Raw genomic sequence first — 19,287 nt, forward strand, 5'->3', positions numbered from 1 at the left:
AGCACCCGTCAGAAGCTCCGCGGCAGGCCGAGGACCTGGGTGGCCAGGTAGTTGAGCAGCAGTTCCTCGGTGACCGGGGCCACCTTGCCGATGCGGGCGTCGGCCAGCAGCCGGGCGACGGGGTACTCCAGCGAGTAGGCCATGCCGCCGTGGGTCTGGAAGGCGTGGTCGGCCGCCTCCCAGGCCGCCTGGGAGGCGGTCAGCTTGGCGATGTTGGCCTCGGTGCCGCACGGCCGCTGCTCGTCGAAGAGCCAGGCGGCCTTGTACAGCATCAGCCGGGCCAGCTCGATCTTGGCCTTGACCTGGGCGAGGGGGAAGGCGACGGCCTGGTTGGCGCCGATCGGCCGGCCGAAGACCTCGCGCTCCTTGGCGTACCGCACGGCCGCCTGCAGCGCCACCTCGGCGCCGCCGACCGCGGAGGCGGCCAGCAGGATGCGCTCGGGGTTGAGGATGTCCCACAGCACCTGCGCGCCCCGGTCGACCTCCCCGACGACGTTGGCCGCCGGCACCCGCAGGTCGTCGATGAAGACCATGTTGGACGGCGTGGTGTTGGCGCCCATCTTGGGGATCGGCCGGTAGGAGAGCCGGCCCGCGGCGACGGCCTCGGGCACGTTCACCAGCAGGACGGTGATGCCGTGGGTGCGGGGGCGGGCCTCGGCGGCGGGGACGGTCCGGGTGACCAGGAGCATCCAGGTGGCGCGCTGCACGCCGGTGATCCAGATCTTCTGGCCGTTGACCACGAACTCCTCGCCGTCACGGCGGGCCGAGGTCGAGATGCCGAGCGCGTTCGAGCCGGCGTCGGGCTCGGTCAGGGCGAAGCAGGTCTCGATCTCACCGGTGGCCATCGCGGGCAGCAGCTCCTCGCGCTGGCGCGCGCTGCCGTGCCGGGCCAGGGTCATCGCGCCGAAGCCGGGGGTCAGGACGTAGGTGAACGCCGCCCCTCCGGCGGCGCCGGAGGCGGAGAGGGTCTCGGTGGCCACGGCCAGCTCCAGCAGGCCCTGGCCGCCTCCGCCGTACTCCTCGGGGACGGCCAGGCCCAGCCAGCCGCCCTTGGCCAGCTCCGCCCAGACCTCCTCCGGCCAGCGCTTGTCGGTCTCGCAGCGCTGCCAGTAGTCGAGGTCGTAGCGTGCGCAGATGTCGGCGACGCCGCGCTGTACGGCCAGCGCGCTCTCCGGAAGAGTGAAGTCCACCCTGGTCGGCTCCGTTCTGGTTGCGTGTGCAAAGAACCGGTTGCGCACGCAATAATAGAACGAAGTTCGGTCAGAAGGCGAGGGTCATCCGCGGGGACGTCGCGCGTGGTACACGAAGGCCGGCGGGACGTTGCCCCACACCGTGCGGCCCGTGACGACCTCCTCGAAGGTGTCGTGCAGGCGCCGCCGGAAGCGCCGCGCGGGCGGCAGGTGCTTGGCGAAGCTGTAGGCGAAGGTGGTGAAGGCCGTGTTCGGCCCCATGACGGCGGCGACGGCGTTCAGCAGGCTCGCCTGGGTCTCCTCGGAGAACGCGGCCCAGGGCAGGCCGCTCACGACCGCGTCGGCGTGGAGGAGGCCCCGCTGCTCCAGCAGGCCCGGCAGCCCCGCCGCGTCGGCGACCACGACGTCGACCTTGGGGTGGCGGTCCGCGAGGAAGTCCGCCAGCTTCGGGTTGATCTCGACCGCCAGATGGTGCCCCCGGCCGCCCAGCCGCCGCTGGATCTCCGCGGTGAACGCGCCCGTGCCGGGGCCGAGCTCGACGATCACCGGGTCGCCCCGGTGGGGGACCGGCGCGGTCACGGCCGCGGCGAGCCGGCGGGAACTCGGGGCCACGGCTCCGGTGGTCCCCGGAGCCCGCATCCACTGCCCCAGGAAGACCGCGGTGTCATTGGTCATGGTGTGAAGGTTAAGGGTTCTTTGGCCGTCCGTTACCGGTCATCCGGCCGATCTTCCGGCCAGTAGGAGGAGGCGCCGCCCTCCCCGGGGACGAGCGGATCGCCTGCGCGGGCGGATACCGTTTCGCTATGAGATCCCGCGGTCCGGTGCCGGACGTCCTCCTGGCGCTCGCCGGGGTCGCCCTGGGCCTCGTCGTCTCCGGCAAGACCGGCGAGCCCGCGCCGTGGCCGGCCGCGGTGGCGCTCGCCCTGTCGGCCGGGGCCCCGATGGGGTTCGTCCGGCGCGCCCCGCTGGCGGTCTGCGCCTACTACGCGGCCTTCCTGGTCGTCGGCGACCGGTTCCCCGCGTTCACCACCGACACCGCGCAGATCCTGCTCCCGGTGGCCGTGGGGATCCTCTCCCACCGCGGCACCTGGCGCCGGATCGTGCCCGGCGCGGTTCTGGCCGGCGCCGCCACCGCGGTCAACCTCGCCGACCCGGGGGCCGTCTCCACCTGGTACTTCCTGCTCGGGATGAGCGCCGTCCCGGTCGTGGTCGGCCGCTACCTGCGCAGCCCCATCGAGGCCGTGGCCGAGGTGGAGCGCCGCCCCGGCCTCGACCTGCTGCTGGCCGGCGGCGGGGTGGCCTTCATGGTCCTGGACACCTGGACCGGCTGGGACGCCGGGCCGTGGCCCGTCTGGGGGGTGGGCTGGTTCGTGATCGGCTGCGGGCTCACCGCCGGGCTGGTCCGCCTGCTGCCCGGCACGGCCTTCGCGCTGCAGGCCGTCCTGGTGCTGCTGGCCGACCAGAACGCGCAGTTCGCCGCGAACTCGCTGCAGGGCCTGTTCCTGGTGACGCTGGGCGCCTTCGCGATGTACGCCTCGTGGTCCTGGACGGCGGTCGCCTACCTGCTCGCCGCCGCGGTGACCGCGCTGAACGTCGTCGACGGCCTGCTGGTCGAGGTGACCCCGCCGCGGATCGCCGCCCTGATGGCGATGGTGGCCGCGCCCGTCATCATCGGCCGCTACCTCGGCATCCGGCGGTCCGCCGCGGACCTGCAGCTGGCCATGGCCGAGGAGGCCAGGCAGCTGGCCGCCGAGCGCGCCCGCGCCGACCTGCTGGCCGAGCGCGAGCGCATCGCCCGCGACGTCCACGACATCGTCGCCCACCACGTCGGCGCCATGGTGCTGCGGGCCGGAGCCGCCCGGTACGCCGCGCCGTCGGGACCGGTGGCCGAGGCGCTGGCCGACATCCGCGCCACCGGCCACCAGGTGCTGGAGGACCTGCGGGGCCTGCTCAACGTGCTGCGCGACCCCGAACTCGCCCACCTGCCCGTCGCCGACCCCGAGGAGGTGGTCCGCGACGCGGTGGAGCGGATGAGCGCCGCCGGTCTGGAGGTCGAGCTGCGCCTCCACCCCGGGGCCGAGTGCATCCCGCTGGTGACCCGCGCCTCGGCGGCCAGGATCGTCCAGGAGGGCCTGACCAACGTCCTCAAGCACGCCGGGCCCGGCACCCGCGCGACCGTCGAGCTGCGGGACGCCGGCGGCGCGCTGGAGGTGAACGTGCTCAGCGGTCCGCCGCCCGGTCCGCGCGACACGCCGGAGGCGGACGCGCTCAGCGGCCCGCTCGCGCATGCCCGCGACGCGCTGCCCTCCTCCGGCCAGGGCATCGCGGGCATGCGCGAGCGGGCCCGCGCCCTGGGCGGGGACCTGTCCGCCGGTCCCGGCCCGGACGGCGGCTGGCGGCTGACGGCGACGCTCCCGGTGGAGCGCCCCGGCCATCCGGCCGGACATTCGTGCGGGATGACGCCGCAGTACAGACTGCTGCCGTGGCGTCGCGAGGAGGAGGAGACGGCGTGAGCGGGCCTGCGGGCGGACGTATGGCCGGGTGTGCGGGCGGACGTGCGGGCGGGCGCGGTGCCGCCCCGTCCCGGCGGCCGGAGGAGGAGGCCCCGTGATCCGGGTCGTGGTCGCCGACGACCAGGCGCTCGTGCGCGCGGGCGTGCGGATGCTCCTGGAGGCGGCGGGGGAGATGGAGGTCTGCGGCGAGGCCGTGGACGGCGCGCAGGCCGTGCAGCACGCCGAACGGCTCCGCCCCGACGTGCTGCTGATGGACCTGCGCATGCCCCGGGTGGACGGGCTGGAGGCCACCCGGCGGATCCTGGCGGCCTGGCCCGCCGCGCGGATCGTCATCCTGACCACCTTCGCCGAGGACGAGAACGTCTACGCCGCGCTGCGGGCCGGGGCGATCGGCTTCCTGGTCAAGGACGACGAGCCGGAGCGGATGGTCGACGCCGTGCGCCGGGCCGCCGCCGGGGAGCCGCTGCTGGCCCCCTCCGTGCTGCGCCGCGTGGTGGAGCGCGCCCTGGCGGCCGAGGAGCAGGCCGTCCCGCGCGTCCCCGCGGGGCTCACCGACCGGGAGCTGGAGGTGCTCTCCCTGGTCGGGGCGGGGCTGTCCAACGGGGAGATCGCCGACGCCCTGCACGTGGGCGTGACCACCGTCAAGACCCACGTCTCCACCGCCATGGACAAGCTGGGCCTGCGCAACCGCATCCAGGCGGCGGTGGTCGCCCACCGGATCGGCCTGGTCGGCGCGGACTTCCGCCCGGTGCGCACCCCTCCCCGGAGCGGACGGAGCGGCCCGCCCCCGGCCTGAGGCCGGAGGCGGGGGAGGAGCGGGGCCGGAGGCGGGGAGGAGCGGATCAGACGCTCTCGACGGGCAGGTAGACCCGGCCGCCCTCGCGGGCGAACTCCTCGGACTTCTCCCGCATCCCGGCCTCCACCGCCTCGTCGTCGCTCAGCCCGCGCTCCTCGGCGAACCGGCGCAGGTCGTGGCTGATCTTCATCGAGCAGAACCTCGGGCCGCACATGGAGCAGAAGTGGGCGGTCTTGGCCGGGGCGGCGGGCAGGGTCTCGTCGTGGAAGGACCGTGCCGTGTCGGGGTCCAGGGACAGGTCGAACTGGTCCTCCCAGCGGAACTCGAACCGCGCGTCGGACAGGGCGTCGTCCCAGGCCTGCGCCCCCGGATGGCCCTTGGCGAGGTCGGCCGCGTGCGCCGCGATCTTGTAGGTGATCACGCCGGTCTTCACGTCGTCCTTGTCCGGCAGGCCCAGGTGCTCCTTGGGCGTGACGTAGCAGAGCATGGCGGTGCCGTACCAGCCGATCATCGCCGCGCCGATGGCCGAGGTGATGTGGTCGTAGCCGGGGGCGACGTCGGTGGTCAGCGGGCCGAGGGTGTAGAACGGCGCGTCGTCGCAGAGCTCGCGCTGCAGGTCGACGTTCTCCTTGATCTTGTGCATGGGCACGTGGCCGGGCCCTTCGACCATCACCTGGACGTCGTGCGCGTGGGCGATCGCGGTGAGCTCGCCGAGCGTGCGCAGCTCGGCGAACTGGGCCTCGTCGTTGGCGTCGGCGATCGATCCCGGGCGCAGGCCGTCGCCGAGCGAGAACGCCACGTCGTAGGCGGCCAGGATCGCGCAGATGTCGGCGAAGTGCTCGTACAGGAAGCTCTCGCGGTGGTGGGCCAGGCACCAGGCCGCCATGATCGAGCCGCCCCGGGAGACGATGCCCGTCTTGCGGCCCACGGTCAGCGGCACGTGGGCCAGCCGCACCCCGGCGTGCACGGTGAAGTAGTCCACGCCCTGCTCGCACTGCTCGATCAGGGTGTCGCGGTAGACCTCCCAGGACAGCTCCTCGGGGCGGCCGTCGACCTTCTCCAGCGCCTGGTAGAGGGGGACCGTCCCGATCGGCACCGGGGAGTTGCGGATGATCCACTCGCGGGTGGTGTGGATGTTGCGGCCGGTGGACAGGTCCATCACGGTGTCGGCGCCCCACCGGGTCGCCCAGGTCATCTTGTCGACCTCCTCGGCGATGGTGGAGGCCACGGCCGAGTTGCCGATGTTGGCGTTGATCTTCACGAGGAAGTTGCGACCGATGATCATCGGTTCGCTCTCCGGGTGGTTGACGTTGGCGGGGATGATGGCCCGCCCGGCGGCCACCTCGTCGCGGACGAACTCCGGGCTCACCCCCTCGCGGACGGCGACGAACCGCATCTCCTCGGTGATCACGCCGCGCCGGGCGTAGGCGAGCTGGGTCACCGGGGCGCCGGCCGCCCGCAGCGGCCGGTGGTCGTGCCCGTTCCGCGCCGGGTCCGCGCCGTGCCCGTTCCGCGCCGGGTCCGCGCCGTCGCCGGTGAAGACGGCGTCCAGCGAGCGCAGGTCGCGCGACCGGGACTCGGCGTCCCGGTGACCGTCGTCGCCGGGCGCGACCGGGCGGCCGTCGTACCGGACCACGTCGCCCCGGCCGGTGATCCACTCCTCGCGCAGGCGGGGCAGGCCGCGGGTGACGTCCACGGTCACGGCGGGGTCGGTGTAAGGGCCCGAGGTGTCGTACAGCGTGACGGTCTCGCCGTTGGTCAACCGGATCTCGCGCATGGGGACGCGGAGGTCACCGATGTAGATCTTGGAACTGGTCGGGCGCGCGTCGGACATCGCGCAAACTCCCTTCGCCGGCATTACCCGGAGCAGGTTCTGGCGGTCGGCGGCCGTTCCAGCCGTCCTCTCAGCCCGGTTCTCCGGGCTCCCGCGTTGGTCGGCGAAACCATAACGCGATCTTCCCGCCGACCGCCAGCCCGCGCGGCGGTGAGGGATATGTCACTCCTCTCAGAGAGAGGGACCGGTCCTGCTTCCCCGGGGATCGGCCCGCGAGGGGGCTCCGGCGTCTGGACCGAGGAGCGCGCGCAGCGAAGCGAGCACGCGACGAGGGAAGACGGCGGTCACCGGCCCCCGAGCCGCGGCGCTCAGCGTCGCCATGTCACAGCGAGCACGCGACGAGGGAAGACGGCGGTCACCGGCCCCCGAGCCGCGGCGCTCAGCGTCGCCATGTCACAGCGAGCACGCGACGAGGGAAGACGGCGGTTACCGGCCCCCGAGCCGCGACGCGTCAGCGTCGCCACCAACACAGTAGTGTCACCCTCAGGTACGGGGAGGGGGACGAACGGGTGAATGCGGAAGTTTCGGCGGCCGAGGACCGGATCTGGACGGTTCCCAACGCGCTGAGCCTGGCCAGGCTGCTGGGCGTGCCCGTCTTCCTGTGGCTCGTGCTCGGCCCCGAGGCCGACGGCTGGGCCGTCGCGCTGCTGATGCTCGCCGGGTTCTCCGACTGGCTCGACGGCAAGATCGCCCGGGCGTGGAACCAGACCAGCAGGCTCGGCCGGCTGCTGGACCCGCTGGCCGACCGGCTCTACATCCTGGCGACCCTGCTCGGCCTGGCGCTGCGCGACATCATCCCCTGGTGGCTGGCGCTGGTCATCCCGCTGCGGGACGTCATGCTGCTGGGCATCCCGCCGATCCTGCGCCGCCTGGGGTACGGCCCGGCGCTCCCGGTGCACTTCCTGGGCAAGGCCGCCACCGCCAACCTGCTCTACTCCTTCCCCCTGCTCTTCCTCGCCCACCACGACGCGTGGTACGCCGGACCCGCCCGGATCGTCGGCTGGGCGCTGGCCGTCTGGGGCGTAGGGCTGTACTGGTGGTCCGGGGTGCTGTATTGGGTACAGGTGCGGCAACTTCTCAAAGGAGCGGGAACGCCTTAATGAGGTGATGCGTGAAGGCCGTCGTGATGGCGGGCGGGGAGGGGACACGGCTCCGGCCGATGACCGCCAACCAGCCCAAACCGCTGCTGCCCGTGGTCAACCGGCCGATCATGGAACACGTGCTGCGGCTGCTGAAGCGGCACGGGTTCACCGAGACCGTGGTGACCGTGCAGTTCCTGGCCGCCCTCGTGCGCACCTACTTCGGCGACGGCGACGAGCTCGGCATGGACCTGTACTACGCCACCGAGGAGATGCCGCTCGGCACGGCCGGCAGCGTCAAGAACGCCGCGGACAAGCTCCGCGACGACCGGTTCCTGGTCATCTCCGGCGACGCGCTCACCGACATCGACCTGACCGACATGGTCCGGTTCCACCGGGAGCAGGGCGCCCTGGTCACCATCGGGCTCAAGCGGGTGCCCAACCCCCTGGAGTTCGGCATCGTCATCGCCGACGAGCGGGGCCGGGTCGAGCGCTTCCTGGAGAAGCCCACCTGGGGCCAGGTCTTCTCCGACACGGTCAACACCGGCATCTACGTGATGGAGCCCGAGGTCCTCGACGAGGTCCCGGCGGGGGAGGCGGTCGACTGGTCGGCGGACGTCTTCCCCCGCCTGCTGGCGCGCGGCGCCCCGATCTTCGGCTACGTGGCGGAGGGCTACTGGGAGGACGTCGGCACCCATGAGAGCTACCTGGCGGCCCACGCCGACGTGCTCTCCGGCCGGGTGGCGGTGGACCTCGACGCCTTCGAGCTCTCACCCGGCGTCTGGGCGGCGGAGGGCGCCGTGGTGGACCCGGAGGCCGTGCTCAAGGGCCCGCTGTACATCGGCGACTACGCCAAGGTCGAGGCCGGTGCCGAGCTGCGCGAGTACACCGTGCTGGGGAGCAACGCGGTGGTCCGCGAGGGCGCCTTCCTGCACCGGGCCGTGGTCCACGACAACGTCTACGTCGGCCCGGGAGCCCATCTGCGCGGCTGCGTCATCGGCAAGAACAGCGACCTGATGACGGGCTCCCGGGTCGAGGAGGGCGCCGTCATCGGCGACGAGTGCATCATCGAGGCCGAGGCCTACGTCTCCTCCGGCGTGAAGGTCTACCCGTTCAAGACCGTCGAGGCCGGGGCGGTGGTCAACACCAGCGTCATCTGGGAGTCCCGCGGCCAGCGCAGCCTGTTCGGCCCCCGCGGGGTCTCCGGGCTGGTCAACGTCGAGATCACCCCTGAGCTGTGCGTACGGCTGGCCAGCGCCTACGCCACGACGCTGCGCAAGGGCGCCTCGGTCGTCACCTCCCGCGACTCCTCGCGCGCCGCGCGGGCCCTGAAGCGGGCGGTGGTCAGCGCGCTGAACGCCAGCGCCATCAACGTGCTGGACCTGGAGGCCACCCCGCTGCCCGTCTCCCGCTTCCACACGGCCAAGGAGAGCGCCGTCGGCGGGATCGCGCTGCGCACCACCGCGGGCGACCCGCAGAGCGTCGACATCGTCTTCATGGACGACAGCGGCGCCGACCTGTCGCAGTCCGCGCAGCGCAAGCTGGAGCGGGTCTTCTCCCGGCAGGAGTTCCGCCGCGCCTTCCCCGGAGAGATCGCCGAGCTCGGCTTCCCCCCGCGGGTGGTCGAGGACTACACCCACGAACTGCTGCGCCGGGTGGACATGACCGGGGTGCGCGACGCCGACATGAAGGTCGTGGTCGACTGCGCCGGGGGCACCTCCTCCCTGGTGCTGCCGAGTCTGCTGGGCCGGGTCGGGGTCGACGTGCTGACCGTCAACAACCGGCTGGACGAGGCCTCGCCCACCGAGACCTTCGCCGAGCGCCGCCGCGACCTGCAGCGCCTGGCGGAGCTGGTCGGCTCCTCCCGGGCGGCGTTCGGCGTGCGGTTCGACCCGGTGGGCGAGCGGGTCGCGCTGGTCAACGAGGCGGGCCAGCTGATCAGCGAGGAGCGCGCCCTGCTGGTCGTGCTGGACCTGGTCGCGGCCGAGCGGCGCGGCGGCCGGGTGGCGCTGCCGGTGACCACCACGCGGGTGGCCGAGCAGGTCTGCCGCTTCCACGGCGTGCAGGTCGAGTGGACCTCCACCGCGCTCGACGCGCTCACCGCGGCCTCCCGCGGGCCGGACATGGTGTTCGCCGGGGACGGGCGCGGCGGGTTCATCGTGCCGGAGTTCGGTCCGACGGTGGACGGGGTGGCGGTCTTCCTGCGCCTGCTCGGCCTGGTCGCCAGGACCCGGCTCTCGCTCAGCCAGATCGACGCCAGGATCCCCGTCGCCCGGCTGCTGCGCCGTACGGTGCCGACGCCCTGGGCCGCCAAGGGCGCGGTGATGCGCTCGGTCATCGAGGCGGCCGAGCGCCAGCGCATCGACACCACCGACGGCGTGCGGGTGGTGGGCGAGGACGGGAGCTGGACGCTGGTCCTGCCCGATCCCGCCGAGGCGGTCACCCACCTGTGGGCCGAGGGGGCCGACGCCGACTCCGCGCAGGTCCTGCTGGAGCACTGGGCCCGGATCGTGGAGCGGGCGGCCGGCCCGTGAACCGGGACACGGGCCGGTCCGGATCCGGGACCCGCGGGGCGCGCGGGCCATGGGGCGGCCCGGAGGCGGGGCGGCCGGGGAGGCGGGGGAGTCCGGAGGCGGCGCGACGCGCCCGGCTTGGCGAAGATATGGACCTTGGGCCTTCCCCGCCTGTAACTTTGTCCCCGACCGAACCCGCGGTCCAGTGCTCGCCTTGACCTTTGCGCCTCAGGGGCGTAAGTTGCGGCATTCGCAGTTTGAGCAAACACTTGAGAAGCGAAGAAGCGAGGCGCGCATCCCCGAGCACCGTTGCCGCGCCTTCGCGGTAGGAGGCCGAGCCGATCGATGCCGAGCGTCTACTGCACGCAGTGCGGTCATGCCAACCCCGAGGACGCGCGTTTCTGTTCTCGATGCGGGTCGCCGCTGACCAGAGCCGAGACACCCGGAGACAGCACGTCGACGATCTCCCTCTCCGGGATCGAGGCCTACGAGGCGGAGACAGGGGAGGCGCTCCTCGCCGAGCGGCACGCCGTCGAGCAGTTGCCCCCGGGCACGGCCCTGTTGGTCGTCCAGCGCGGCCCCAACGCCGGCAGCCGCTTCCTGCTGGACAGTGACCTCACCACGGTGGGCCGCCATCCGGAGAGCGACATCTTCCTGGACGACATCACCGTGTCGCGGCGCCACGTGGAGTTCTACCGGCGCGGCGGCGGCGTGTTCACCGTCCGCGACGTGGGCAGCCTCAACGGCACCTACGTCAACCGCGAGCGGATCGAGGAGGTCCCGCTCTACGGCGGCGACGAGGTGCAGATCGGCAAGTTCCGGCTGGTGTTCCTCACCCGCGGCGCCGCTGGAGGATGATGAGCTCGCAGGCCGCTCGTGCGCACATGAGCATCGGGGAGGTGCTCGCCCTGCTGCAGGGCGAGTTCCCCGACGTCAGCATCTCCAAGATCCGTTTCTTGGAGGGCGAGGGGTTGATCGAGCCGGAGCGCAGTCCCTCCGGCTACCGCAAGTTCACCTACGCCGACGTCGAGCGGCTCCGCTACATCCTCAGCGAGCAGCGTGACCGCTACCTGCCGCTGCGCGTGATCAAGGACCGGCTGGAGGAGGCCGACCGCGAGGAGCGGCCCGTCGCCCGGCCGCGCGCCGTGCCGTCGGAGGCGCAGCCGGAGATCCGGCTCAGCCGTGCGGAACTCCTGGCCGCCGCCGAGATCGACGAGGAGACCCTGGCCGAGCTCGAGGACTACGGGCTGCTGGCGGCCGTGGCCCGGCACTACGACGCCGAGGCGCTGGCCGTGGCCCGCAGCGTCGGCGCACTGGCCGCCTTCGGCCTGCGGGCCCGCCATCTGAGGGCGGTCAGGGCCGCCGCCGAGCGGGAGGCCGGGCTCGTGGAGCAGGCCGTCGCACCGCTGCTGCGCCGCCGCGCACCCGGCGCGATCGACCGGGCCGACGAGACCGCCAGGGAGATCTCCGGCCTGCTCCTGGAATTGCACGCCTCGCTGCTGCGTTCCGGTGTTCGTGGGGTCCTGGGCCGGTGAGGGCCTGACCGGGCGCCCGCGCCTGCGCGGGTGTTACGTTGAATGAAACGGTTGAACCCAGCGAAAACGGAGCAGCCCGTGTTGCAGATGGAGGTCGTGGGCGTCCGGGTCGAGATGCCCTCCAACCAGCCGATCGTCCTGCTGAAAGAGGCACACGGGGAGCGCTACCTGCCGATCTGGATCGGGATGACCGAGGCGACCGCGATCGCCATGGCGCAGGCCGAGGAGCCGCCGCCCCGGCCGCTCACGCACGATCTGTTCCGTGACGTCATCGACGCGCTCGGCGCCCGGCTGACGACGGTGAACATCGTCGCGCTGCGGGAGGGGATCTTCTTCGCGAACCTGGTGTTCTCCAACGGGGCCGAGGTGAGCGCCCGGCCCTCGGACTCGATCGCCCTGGCGCTGCGCACCGGCGCCCGCATCTTCGCCAGCGAGGACGTGGTCAGGGAGGCCGGGGTGATCATTCCCGAGGACCAGGAGGGGCAGGAGGACGAGGTGGAGAAGTTCAGGGAGTTCCTTGACCAGATCTCGCCGGAGGACTTCGGCCGTGCGGGGTAGGAATTTCGGTGCATTTACGCTTCACGACGCGCCGAGTGGGGTCGTTGACTGAGGCAGATCCCAGTCTTACGGTGCGAGTGAACCTGTGGCCGTGTACAAACCCCCAGATCAGGCCACGGGATGAGAGAAAGCCGGAGGTCCGCAGTGGCGGTCAGCAGCGGCGAAGGAAAGGCGGCCGGCCAGGATGATCCGGGGCGGCGCCGGTCGGCGCGCCAGCGCGCCGGAGAAGAAGGCCTGCTGTTCGACGGGCGACCGGTGAGCCCGCCCGCCGACGTCGGCTATCGAGGCCCCACGGCCTGCACCGCTGCCGGGATCACCTACCGGCAGCTGGACTACTGGGCGCGCACCGGCCTGGTCGAGCCCACCGTCAGAGCCGCGCACGGCTCCGGCACCCAGCGGCTGTACGGCTTCCGCGACATCCTGGTGCTCAAGGTCGTCAAACGCCTGCTCGACACGGGCGTCTCCCTGCAGCAGATCCGGATCGCCGTGCACCACCTGCGCTCCCGCGGCGCCGCCGACCTGGCGCAGATCACCCTGATGAGCGACGGGGCCAGCGTCTACGAGTGCACCTCGCCCGACGAGGTCATCGACCTGCTCCAGGGCGGTCAGGGCGTGTTCGGCATCGCGCTGGGCCGGGTCTGGCAGGAGGTGGAGGGCTCCCTGGCGGAGCTTCCCGGCGAGCGCGCGGAGAGCGACCAGGGCCCTTTAGGCGGTCACCCCGGCGATGAGCTGGCCCGCCGTCGGCAGGCTCGGCGCACGGGGTAAAGTTGGTCGCGCTGACGACCCTGTGCGGGAGAGACCCCGACCACGATCGGGGCGCCGAAGGAGCAACCTCCCCGGAATCTCTCAGGCACCCTGTACCGCACGGACGAGGCAACTCTGGAAAGCAGGTGCGTCCGCCAGGCGCGTCTCACCGACGGTGAAAACCTCCCCGCCCGGGGCAGGTGAAGCTCTCAGGTCGAGATGACAGAGGGGGAGATCCGGCCCCGTACGCCCGCGCCCAGCGCCGGTCTCCACCGCCTCGGGAGGCTTTCCATGACCGACCTGTCGCCCCTCAGCGACCTCGTCCCCCCGCCGTTCGCCACCCGCCACATCGGGCCTGACGACGCCGACCGGACCCGCATGCTGGAGGCGGTCGGATTCGCCTCCGTCGCCGACCTGACCGCGGTGGCCGTGCCCGAGGCGATCCGCTCCGCGGACCGGCTGGAGCTGCCCCCGGCGGCGAGCGAGACCGAGGCGATCGGGGAGCTGCGCGCGCTGGCCGCCCGCAACACGGTGCTCACCTCGATGATCGGCCTCGGCTACCACGACACGGTCACCCCCGCGGTCATCCGCCGCAACCTGCTGGAGAACCCCGGCTGGTACACCGCCTACACCCCCTACCAGCCGGAGATCTCCCAGGGCCGGCTGGAGGCCCTGCTCAACTTCCAGACCGTCGTCTCCGATCTCACCGGCCTCGGCATCGCCGGCGCGTCCCTGCTGGACGAGGCCACCGCCGCCGCCGAGGCGATGACCCTGGCCCGCCGCGCCGGCCGGGCGAAGTCGGACGTGTTCGTGGTCGACGCCGACGCGCTGCCGCAGACCAAGGCGGTGCTGCGCACCCGCGCCGAGCCGCTCGGCATCGAGCTGGTCGAGAGCGACCTGTCGGCCGAGCTGCCCGAGTGCTTCGGCGTCCTGGTGCAGTACCCCGGCGCGAGCGGCCGGATCCGCGACTTCCGGGCGGTCGCCGAGGCCGCCCGCGCCCGCGGCGCCCAGGTCGTGGCCGCCGCCGACCTGCTGGCCCTGACGGTGCTCACCCCGCCCGGCGAGCTCGGCGCGGACATCGCGATCGGCTCCTCCCAGCGGTTCGGCGTCCCGCTCGGCTTCGGCGGCCCGCACGCGGCCTACATGGCGGTCCGCGAGGGCCTGCAGCGGCAGATGCCCGGCCGGCTGGTCGGCGTCTCGGTGGACGCCGACGGGCGCCCCGCCTACCGGCTCGCGCTGCAGACCCGCGAGCAGCACATCCGCCGGGAGAAGGCCACCAGCAACATCTGCACCGCGCAGGTGCTGCTCGCCGTGATCGCCGGCATGTACGCCGTCCACCACGGCCCCGACGGCCTGCGCCGGATCGCCCGGCGGGTCCACCGGCACGCCGTCGTGCTCGCCGAGGGCCTGCGCCAGGGCGGCGTGCAGGTCGTGCACGACGTCTTCTTCGACACGGTGCTCGCCCGGGTGCCCGGCCGCGCGGAGCGGGTCGTCGCGACCGCCCGCGACAACGGGGTCAACCTGCGCCTGGTCGACGCCGACCACGTGGGCGTCAGCTGCGACGAGAGGACCGAGATGCTCCACCTGGAGCAGGTCCTGGCCGCCTTCGAGGTCGGCGGCGCGGTCCTGGCCGACCTGGACGCCGCCGCGCACGACGCGCTCCCCGCCGAGCTGCTGCGCACGAGCGACTACCTCACCCACCCGGTCTTCCACGCCCACCGCTCCGAGACCGCGCTCCTGCGCTACCTGCGCCGGCTCCAGGACAAGGACGTCGCGCTCGACCGGTCGATGATCCCGCTGGGCTCCTGCACCATGAAGCTCAACGCGACCACCGAGATGGAGCCGATCACCTGGCCGGAGTTCGCCAGCCTGCACCCGTACGCGCCCTCAGACCAGGCCGAGGGCTACCTGGAGCTGATCAGGGAGCTGGAGCGCTGGCTGGCCGAGGTCACCGGCTACGACGCCGTGTCGATCCAGCCCAACGCCGGCTCCCAGGGCGAGTTCGCCGGGCTGCTGGCCATCCGCGCCTACCACCGGGCCCGGGGCGAGGCCGGGCGCGAGGTCTGCCTCATCCCGTCCTCGGCGCACGGCACCAACGCCGCCAGCGCCGTCATGGCGGGCATGAAGGTGGTCGTGGTCGCCTGCGACGACGACGGCAACGTCGACCTCGGCGACCTGACCGCCAAGATCGAGGCGCACCGCGACCGGCTCGCCGCGATCATGGTCACCTACCCGTCCACGCACGGCGTGTACGAGGAGGGCATCACCCGGGTCTGCGAGCTGGTCCACGAGGCCGGCGGCCAGGTCTACGTCGACGGCGCCAACCTCAACGCGCTGGTCGGCCTGGCCAGGCCGGGCGAGTTCGGTGCCGACGTGTCCCACCTGAACCTGCACAAGACCTTCTGCATCCCGCACGGCGGCGGCGGCCCCGGCGTCGGCCCGGTCGCGGTCCGCGCCCACCTCGCCGACTACCTGCCCGGCCACCCGCTGACCGGCGGCTCGCCGGTCGGGCCCGTCTCGGCCGCGCCGTACGGCTCGGCGGGCATCCTGCCGATCTCCTGGGCCTACATCCGGATGATGGGCGGCGAGGGCCTCAAGGCGGCGACCGAGCAGGCCATCCTGTCGGCCAACTACCTGGCCCGCCGGCTGGCCCCGCACTACCCGGTGCTGTACACCGGCCGGGGCGGGCTGGTCGCCCACGAGTGCATCGTCGACCTGCGCCAGATCACCAAGGAGACCGGCGTCACCGTCGACGACGTGGCCAAGCGCCTGGTCGACTACGGCTTCCACGCGCCGACCATGTCCTTCCCGGTGGCCGGGACGCTGATGATCGAGCCGACCGAGAGCGAGGACCTGGCCGAGCTCGACCGGTTCTGCGACGCGATGATCGCGATCCGGGAGGAGATCGGGAAGGTCGCCTCGGGGGCCTACGACCGGGCCGACAACCCGCTGCGCAACGCCCCGCACACCGCCGACTGCGTCGCCGCCGACGAGTGGTCCCACGCCTACACCCGCACCGAGGCCGCCTACCCGGTGCCCTCGCTGCGCGAGGGCAAGTACTGGCCGCCGGTGCGCCGCATCGACCAGGCCTACGGCGACCGCAACCTCGTCTGCTCCTGCCCGCCGCTGGAGGCCTACGAGGACTGACCCGCCCCCCCGCGCGGCCCGCGCAGGACCGCGGATCACCGTGTACGCCGAGACGCGGACGGCCCCGAGTCGTTAGGCTCGGGGCCGTTCCTTACCCGGGGAGGATCCCGAATGCCGGACGTCGACACACACCCCCTGGAGGTCGCCCGCAGGCTGGCCGAGCACGGCGACCTGGACGGCGCCGCCGCGATCCTCGCCGAGCTGGCGGCCGACGCCGACGGGCCCGACCGGGCCCAGGCGGCGGTGGGGCTGGCCGTGGTGCTCCAGGAGCGGGGGGACGTGCCGGGGGCCCGTGCCGCCGCGCGCACCGCGCTGGCGACGGGGCATCCGGAGTTCGCCGCCCAGGCGGCCTGCCTGCTCGCCGAGAGCTTCGAGAGCGAGGGCCGGACCGATCAGGCCCGCGCGGCCTGGCAGGCCGCCCTGGGCCTCGGGAACCCCGGCTACGCGCCGCCGGCGCACATGGCCCTGGCCCGGCTGGCCGCGGACGAGCGGGAGGCGGAGGAGGCGCTGCGGGCGGCGCTGGCCACCGGCGATCCGGAGATCGCCTCCCGGGCGGCCCAGCGGCTGGCGGAGTTCCTGCTGGAGGAGGGGGAGCCGGGGGAGGCGGCCGACGTGCTCCTGGAGGCGCTGGCCGTACCGGAGGTGGCGGATCCGCCGCGGCTGCGGGTGCTGCTCGGCGTGGCGCACCTGGAGCTGGCGTGCGCGGAGTTCCAGGGAGCGGTGGAGGAGGGCGGCGACGTGGAGACCAGTGCCCTGGCCATCGAGTTGCTGGCCCGGACGCTCCCGCTGCGGGGCCGCGACGAGGACGCCGAGCGGGTCTGGGACTACGGGCTCGGCCACGCCGACGAGCGGCTGGCCGTCCAGGTACGGCTGCGCCGCGACCGCGACCTGTGAGGGCGTCCGGCCCGGGGACCGGACGGGCGGCCCGGCGGCGGTCTCTCCTCCGCGGGACCGCGTGGCGCAGAGCGGCGCCGGGGCGGGATCAGTAGTCGCGGTGGTCGCGGAGGCGCCAGTTGCCCAGTGCGTGGGCGAGGTTGACCGCGACGATGCCGCCCCAGGCGAGCAGCAGGCCGACGATCCCGGCCTCGTTCGCGGCGATGCCGGTCAGCGGGATGCCGATGCCCAGCGAGCCCAGCGCGATCGCGGCCGGGGAACCACCGCTCCGGCGCTGCTTCCTCAGAGGCGGTTCGTACGGCGAGGGGCCGGCGGCGTGGACCTCGGCCCGCACGCGGGCGGCGATGGTCGCGTCCAGCCGCTCGACGAACGACTCGACGAGCGCCGCTTCGTACTCGGGGCCCAGGTCGCGCCGGGCGTCGAGGGTGGCGTGCATGTCCTGGCGGATGTCGTGGTTTTCGTGCACGTCCCCAGTCTGCATCCCGGAACGGGCCGCGGCATCGGCCATCTGGACGAGATCCGCGGGCGGCACCGGTAGCGTTCCACCGTGGAGATCCTGACATGGAGATCGTGACGCCGCACGGCCCGGCGCGGGCCGAGATCGACCGGGTACCGGATCCGCGGTTCCTGCTGGTCCTGACGCACGGCTCGGCCGGGGGAGTGGACGCACCGGACCTGCTGGCCGTACGGGACGCCGTGCTGGCGATCGGCGGCCTGGTCGCCAGGGTGACGCAGCCGTTCCGGCTGCGCGGCGCGCGGGCGCCGGGCTCGGCCGTCAAGCAGGACGAGGCGTGGGCGGCGGCGGTGGCGGAGATCCGCGGTCGTCGTCCCGGTCTGCCGCTGGTGCAGGGCGGGCGGAGCAACGGGGCCAGGGTCGCCTGCCGTACCGCCCGCACGGTGGGGGCCCGGGCGGTCGTCGCGCTGGCCTTCCCGCTGCACCCGCCGGGCCGGCCGGAGCGTTCCCGCGCGCAGGAACTGCGCGCGGCGGGCGTGGACGTGCTGGCGGTCAGCGGGGACCGGGACCCCTTCGGCGTGCCCGCGGTGGAGGACGCCGAACGGCTGGTGGTGCTGCCGGGGGAGGGACACGACCTGAAGAAGGACCCCGCCCGGGTGGGCGAGGCCGTGGCCGGGTGGCTCGACGCCAGAGCGTGGACCCGGCGCTGATGGGGTAGCGCGCGGACCCGGCGCTGATCGGGTAGGGCGCGGCCCGCCCCCGGATGACGCGGATGCTCAGAGGACGCCGGCCAGGGGGCGGTGCGGCTCGATGACGGCGCCGTCGGGCAGCAGCTCACCGGTGTCCTCGAACAGCACCACGCCGTTGCAGAGAAGGCTCCACCCCTGCTCGGGGTGGGCGACCACGGTGCGGGCGGCTTCGCGGCCCGGCCCATCGGCGGACGGGCAGGACGGCTCGTGCGGGCACATCGGCGTGCCTCCAGATCTCTCGTGTCGGCTCGCGGGGGTCGACATCGGCGATCGGTGGGCACCGTCACCGATGGGACCCCGTTCCCACGTATGACGAGGGGCGAGCGTTTGCGGTTGACATATGACGGCGCGCGCCTCGAACGGGGTGAGGCGCGCACACGGAACAGCTCAAGTGTGCGACGGGTCACACCCGTGCGACATAGTCAGTTAGGACCGTTTGAGGACCATTGGACGTGGCCCTCTGGTCCCGTTCGGGGGTGTGACCTATGACACAGCGTGCCGCATCCCCTGATAACCGGCCAAGTGCGACACGCCGGAGATTGTGTAAACGATCGGTTGCGAATCGGAGACCGGCTCCGCGCCTCCGGTGCCGCGAGGCGCCCGCCCGGGGTCGGGGCGGTCGGGACCCGGGCGGGAAGGCCCGGCTCCGGGCGGGCGGGCTCAGCTCCGGGCCAGGCCCGCCAGCAGGGCGTCGAGCCCTCGCTCGAAGTCCGCGTCGGCCGCCGCGTTGCCGCCGCCCCGGGAGGGCGGCAGCCACGGCTCGGCGTCGTCCTCCGGGCCGGCGGGCTCGGCCCAGCCCGACTGCTGCACCTCCACCGCCACCGCGCCGAAGACGTAGGCGCGCAGCGCCCGCACGGCCTCGGGCGCGTCCGGCAGCCCCGCCTCGGCCAGTTGCCCGGTCTGCTCCCGCACGGCCATCGCGGCCCGTCCCTTGGGCGGCTTGGTCAGGGCGAGGGCCAGCACCCCGGGGTGCTCCCGCAGCGCGGCCCGGCTCGCCCGGCACCACGCGCGCGCGGTCTCCCGCCAGTCGGCGCCCGGCTCGACGTGGACGGTGGTGACGTGCTCGGCCAGGGCGTCCATCAGCGCGTCCTTGCCGCGGGGCAGGTGGTGGTAGATGGCCATCGCCTCCACCTGGAGCGCGTCGCCCAGCCGCCGCATGGTCAGCCGTCGCAGCCCCTGGCTGTCGGCGATGTGCAGGGCCGCCTCGATGATGCGCTCCCGGGACAGGGGGATCGGTGGTCGCTTGGCAGGCATGGGGCCATCCTGCCATCGCCTGCCTTA

General features: G+C 73.3%; 17 protein-coding genes and 2 riboswitches. Of the genes, 11 read left to right on the top strand and 6 right to left on the bottom strand.

Annotation, left to right across the window (positions count from 1 at the left end):
• Positions 1–8: 8 nt before the first annotated feature.
• Together HS045_RS19745 and HS045_RS19750 are read right to left on the bottom strand one after the other, a co-directional pair.
• Entirely contained in the window at positions 9–1,190 is a 1,182-nt protein-coding gene (locus tag HS045_RS19745; RefSeq protein ID WP_196452940.1) for an acyl-CoA dehydrogenase family protein, read from the bottom strand.
• A gap of 84 nt (positions 1,191–1,274) precedes the next feature.
• Positions 1,275–1,865 (bottom strand): class I SAM-dependent methyltransferase, encoded by a 591-nt coding sequence (locus HS045_RS19750; RefSeq protein ID WP_196452941.1) that lies wholly within the window; start codon positions 1,863–1,865, stop codon positions 1,275–1,277.
• A 128-nt stretch (positions 1,866–1,993) separates the two neighbouring features.
• Between HS045_RS19750 and HS045_RS19755 the strand changes: the two genes are divergently transcribed.
• The gene (locus HS045_RS19755; RefSeq protein WP_196452942.1) at positions 1,994–3,703 is read left to right on the top strand and encodes a sensor histidine kinase; all 1,710 of its coding nucleotides are present in this window, start codon (positions 1,994–1,996) and stop codon (positions 3,701–3,703) included.
• A 94-nt stretch (positions 3,704–3,797) separates the two neighbouring features.
• The gene (locus HS045_RS19760) at positions 3,798–4,499 is read left to right on the top strand and encodes a response regulator transcription factor (RefSeq protein WP_196452943.1); all 702 of its coding nucleotides are present in this window, start codon (positions 3,798–3,800) and stop codon (positions 4,497–4,499) included.
• A gap of 46 nt (positions 4,500–4,545) precedes the next feature.
• On the opposite strand, the gene thiC is transcribed toward HS045_RS19760, so the two are convergent.
• Positions 4,546–6,333: a phosphomethylpyrimidine synthase ThiC gene (thiC, locus tag HS045_RS19765; RefSeq protein ID WP_255531891.1), complete on the bottom strand. Its 1,788-nt coding sequence runs from the start codon at positions 6,331–6,333 to the stop codon at positions 4,546–4,548.
• Positions 6,326–6,438, bottom strand: a riboswitch (TPP riboswitch). It overlaps the preceding gene by 8 nt.
• A gap of 404 nt (positions 6,439–6,842) precedes the next feature.
• Here thiC and HS045_RS19770 point away from each other — a divergent pair.
• From HS045_RS19770 to HS045_RS19805, 8 genes are all read left to right on the top strand, one after another.
• Positions 6,843–7,433, top strand: a complete 591-nt coding sequence (locus tag HS045_RS19770) for a CDP-alcohol phosphatidyltransferase family protein (protein WP_196452945.1) — start codon at positions 6,843–6,845, stop codon at positions 7,431–7,433.
• An 11-nt stretch (positions 7,434–7,444) separates the two neighbouring features.
• The gene (locus HS045_RS19775) at positions 7,445–9,946 is read left to right on the top strand and encodes a mannose-1-phosphate guanyltransferase (RefSeq protein WP_196452946.1); all 2,502 of its coding nucleotides are present in this window, start codon (positions 7,445–7,447) and stop codon (positions 9,944–9,946) included.
• Between the two features lie 324 nt (positions 9,947–10,270).
• Positions 10,271–10,783, top strand: coding sequence for an FHA domain-containing protein (locus HS045_RS19780; protein ID WP_196452947.1), 513 nt, complete (start codon positions 10,271–10,273; stop codon positions 10,781–10,783).
• Between the two features lie 26 nt (positions 10,784–10,809).
• Positions 10,810–11,460 carry a MerR family transcriptional regulator gene (locus tag HS045_RS19785; protein ID WP_230884495.1) on the top strand — a complete coding sequence of 217 codons (651 nt, stop codon included), beginning with the start codon at positions 10,810–10,812 and terminating at the stop codon, positions 11,458–11,460.
• Positions 11,461–11,538: 78 nt separating this feature from the next.
• On the top strand, positions 11,539–12,018 hold the full coding sequence (locus HS045_RS19790) for a bifunctional nuclease family protein (protein WP_196452948.1): 480 nt from the start codon (positions 11,539–11,541) through the stop codon (positions 12,016–12,018).
• A 144-nt stretch (positions 12,019–12,162) separates the two neighbouring features.
• Positions 12,163–12,783, top strand: coding sequence for a MerR family transcriptional regulator (locus HS045_RS19795; RefSeq protein WP_307827610.1), 621 nt, complete (start codon positions 12,163–12,165; stop codon positions 12,781–12,783).
• A 15-nt stretch (positions 12,784–12,798) separates the two neighbouring features.
• Positions 12,799–12,891: riboswitch (glycine riboswitch) on the top strand.
• A 162-nt stretch (positions 12,892–13,053) separates the two neighbouring features.
• Positions 13,054–15,909 carry an aminomethyl-transferring glycine dehydrogenase gene (gene gcvP / locus HS045_RS19800; RefSeq protein WP_196452950.1) on the top strand — a complete coding sequence of 952 codons (2,856 nt, stop codon included), beginning with the start codon at positions 13,054–13,056 and terminating at the stop codon, positions 15,907–15,909.
• Positions 15,910–16,020: 111 nt separating this feature from the next.
• Complete coding sequence (locus tag HS045_RS19805) at positions 16,021–16,803, top strand: tetratricopeptide repeat protein (RefSeq protein ID WP_196452951.1); 783 nt, start codon at positions 16,021–16,023, stop codon at positions 16,801–16,803.
• 88 nt (positions 16,804–16,891) lie between these two features.
• Here HS045_RS19805 and HS045_RS19810 read toward each other — a convergent pair whose 3' ends face one another.
• On the bottom strand, positions 16,892–17,269 hold the full coding sequence (locus HS045_RS19810) for a hypothetical protein (RefSeq protein WP_196452952.1): 378 nt from the start codon (positions 17,267–17,269) through the stop codon (positions 16,892–16,894).
• A gap of 95 nt (positions 17,270–17,364) precedes the next feature.
• On the opposite strand from HS045_RS19810, the gene HS045_RS19815 reads away from it, so the two are divergent.
• A complete protein-coding gene (locus HS045_RS19815) occupies positions 17,365–17,967 on the top strand; it encodes an alpha/beta family hydrolase (protein WP_196452953.1) in 603 nt (200 codons plus the stop codon).
• A gap of 66 nt (positions 17,968–18,033) precedes the next feature.
• Here HS045_RS19815 and HS045_RS19820 read toward each other — a convergent pair whose 3' ends face one another.
• Positions 18,034–18,225, bottom strand: a complete 192-nt coding sequence (locus tag HS045_RS19820; protein ID WP_196452954.1) for a DUF5999 family protein — start codon at positions 18,223–18,225, stop codon at positions 18,034–18,036.
• A 441-nt stretch (positions 18,226–18,666) separates the two neighbouring features.
• Positions 18,667–19,260 carry a TetR/AcrR family transcriptional regulator C-terminal domain-containing protein gene (locus HS045_RS19825; RefSeq protein WP_196452955.1) on the bottom strand — a complete coding sequence of 198 codons (594 nt, stop codon included), beginning with the start codon at positions 19,258–19,260 and terminating at the stop codon, positions 18,667–18,669.
• Positions 19,261–19,287 lie beyond the last annotated feature (27 nt).

It is taken from the genome of Planomonospora sp. ID82291 (genome assembly GCF_015711645.1).
GTDB lineage: Bacteria > Actinomycetota > Actinomycetes > Streptosporangiales > Streptosporangiaceae > Planomonospora.

Excerpts from the sequence above, each read along its gene's own strand:
- HS045_RS19755 (WP_196452942.1), top strand. The coding sequence starts at position 1,994 with ATGAGATCCCGCGGTCCGGTGCCGGACGTCCTCCTGGCGCTCGCCGGG.
- gcvP (WP_196452950.1), top strand. The coding sequence starts at position 13,054 with ATGACCGACCTGTCGCCCCTCAGCGACCTCGTCCCCCCGCCGTTCGCC.
- HS045_RS19815 (WP_196452953.1), top strand. The coding sequence starts at position 17,365 with ATGGAGATCGTGACGCCGCACGGCCCGGCGCGGGCCGAGATCGACCGG.
- HS045_RS19805 (WP_196452951.1), top strand. The coding sequence starts at position 16,021 with ATGCCGGACGTCGACACACACCCCCTGGAGGTCGCCCGCAGGCTGGCC.
- HS045_RS19750 (WP_196452941.1), bottom strand. The coding sequence starts at position 1,865 with ATGACCAATGACACCGCGGTCTTCCTGGGGCAGTGGATGCGGGCTCCG.
- thiC (WP_255531891.1), bottom strand. The coding sequence starts at position 6,333 with ATGTCCGACGCGCGCCCGACCAGTTCCAAGATCTACATCGGTGACCTC.
- HS045_RS19785 (WP_230884495.1), top strand. The coding sequence starts at position 10,810 with ATGAGCATCGGGGAGGTGCTCGCCCTGCTGCAGGGCGAGTTCCCCGAC.
- HS045_RS19820 (WP_196452954.1), bottom strand. The coding sequence starts at position 18,225 with ATGTGCCCGCACGAGCCGTCCTGCCCGTCCGCCGATGGGCCGGGCCGC.
- HS045_RS19825 (WP_196452955.1), bottom strand. The coding sequence starts at position 19,260 with ATGCCTGCCAAGCGACCACCGATCCCCCTGTCCCGGGAGCGCATCATC.
- HS045_RS19780 (WP_196452947.1), top strand. The coding sequence starts at position 10,271 with ATGCCGAGCGTCTACTGCACGCAGTGCGGTCATGCCAACCCCGAGGAC.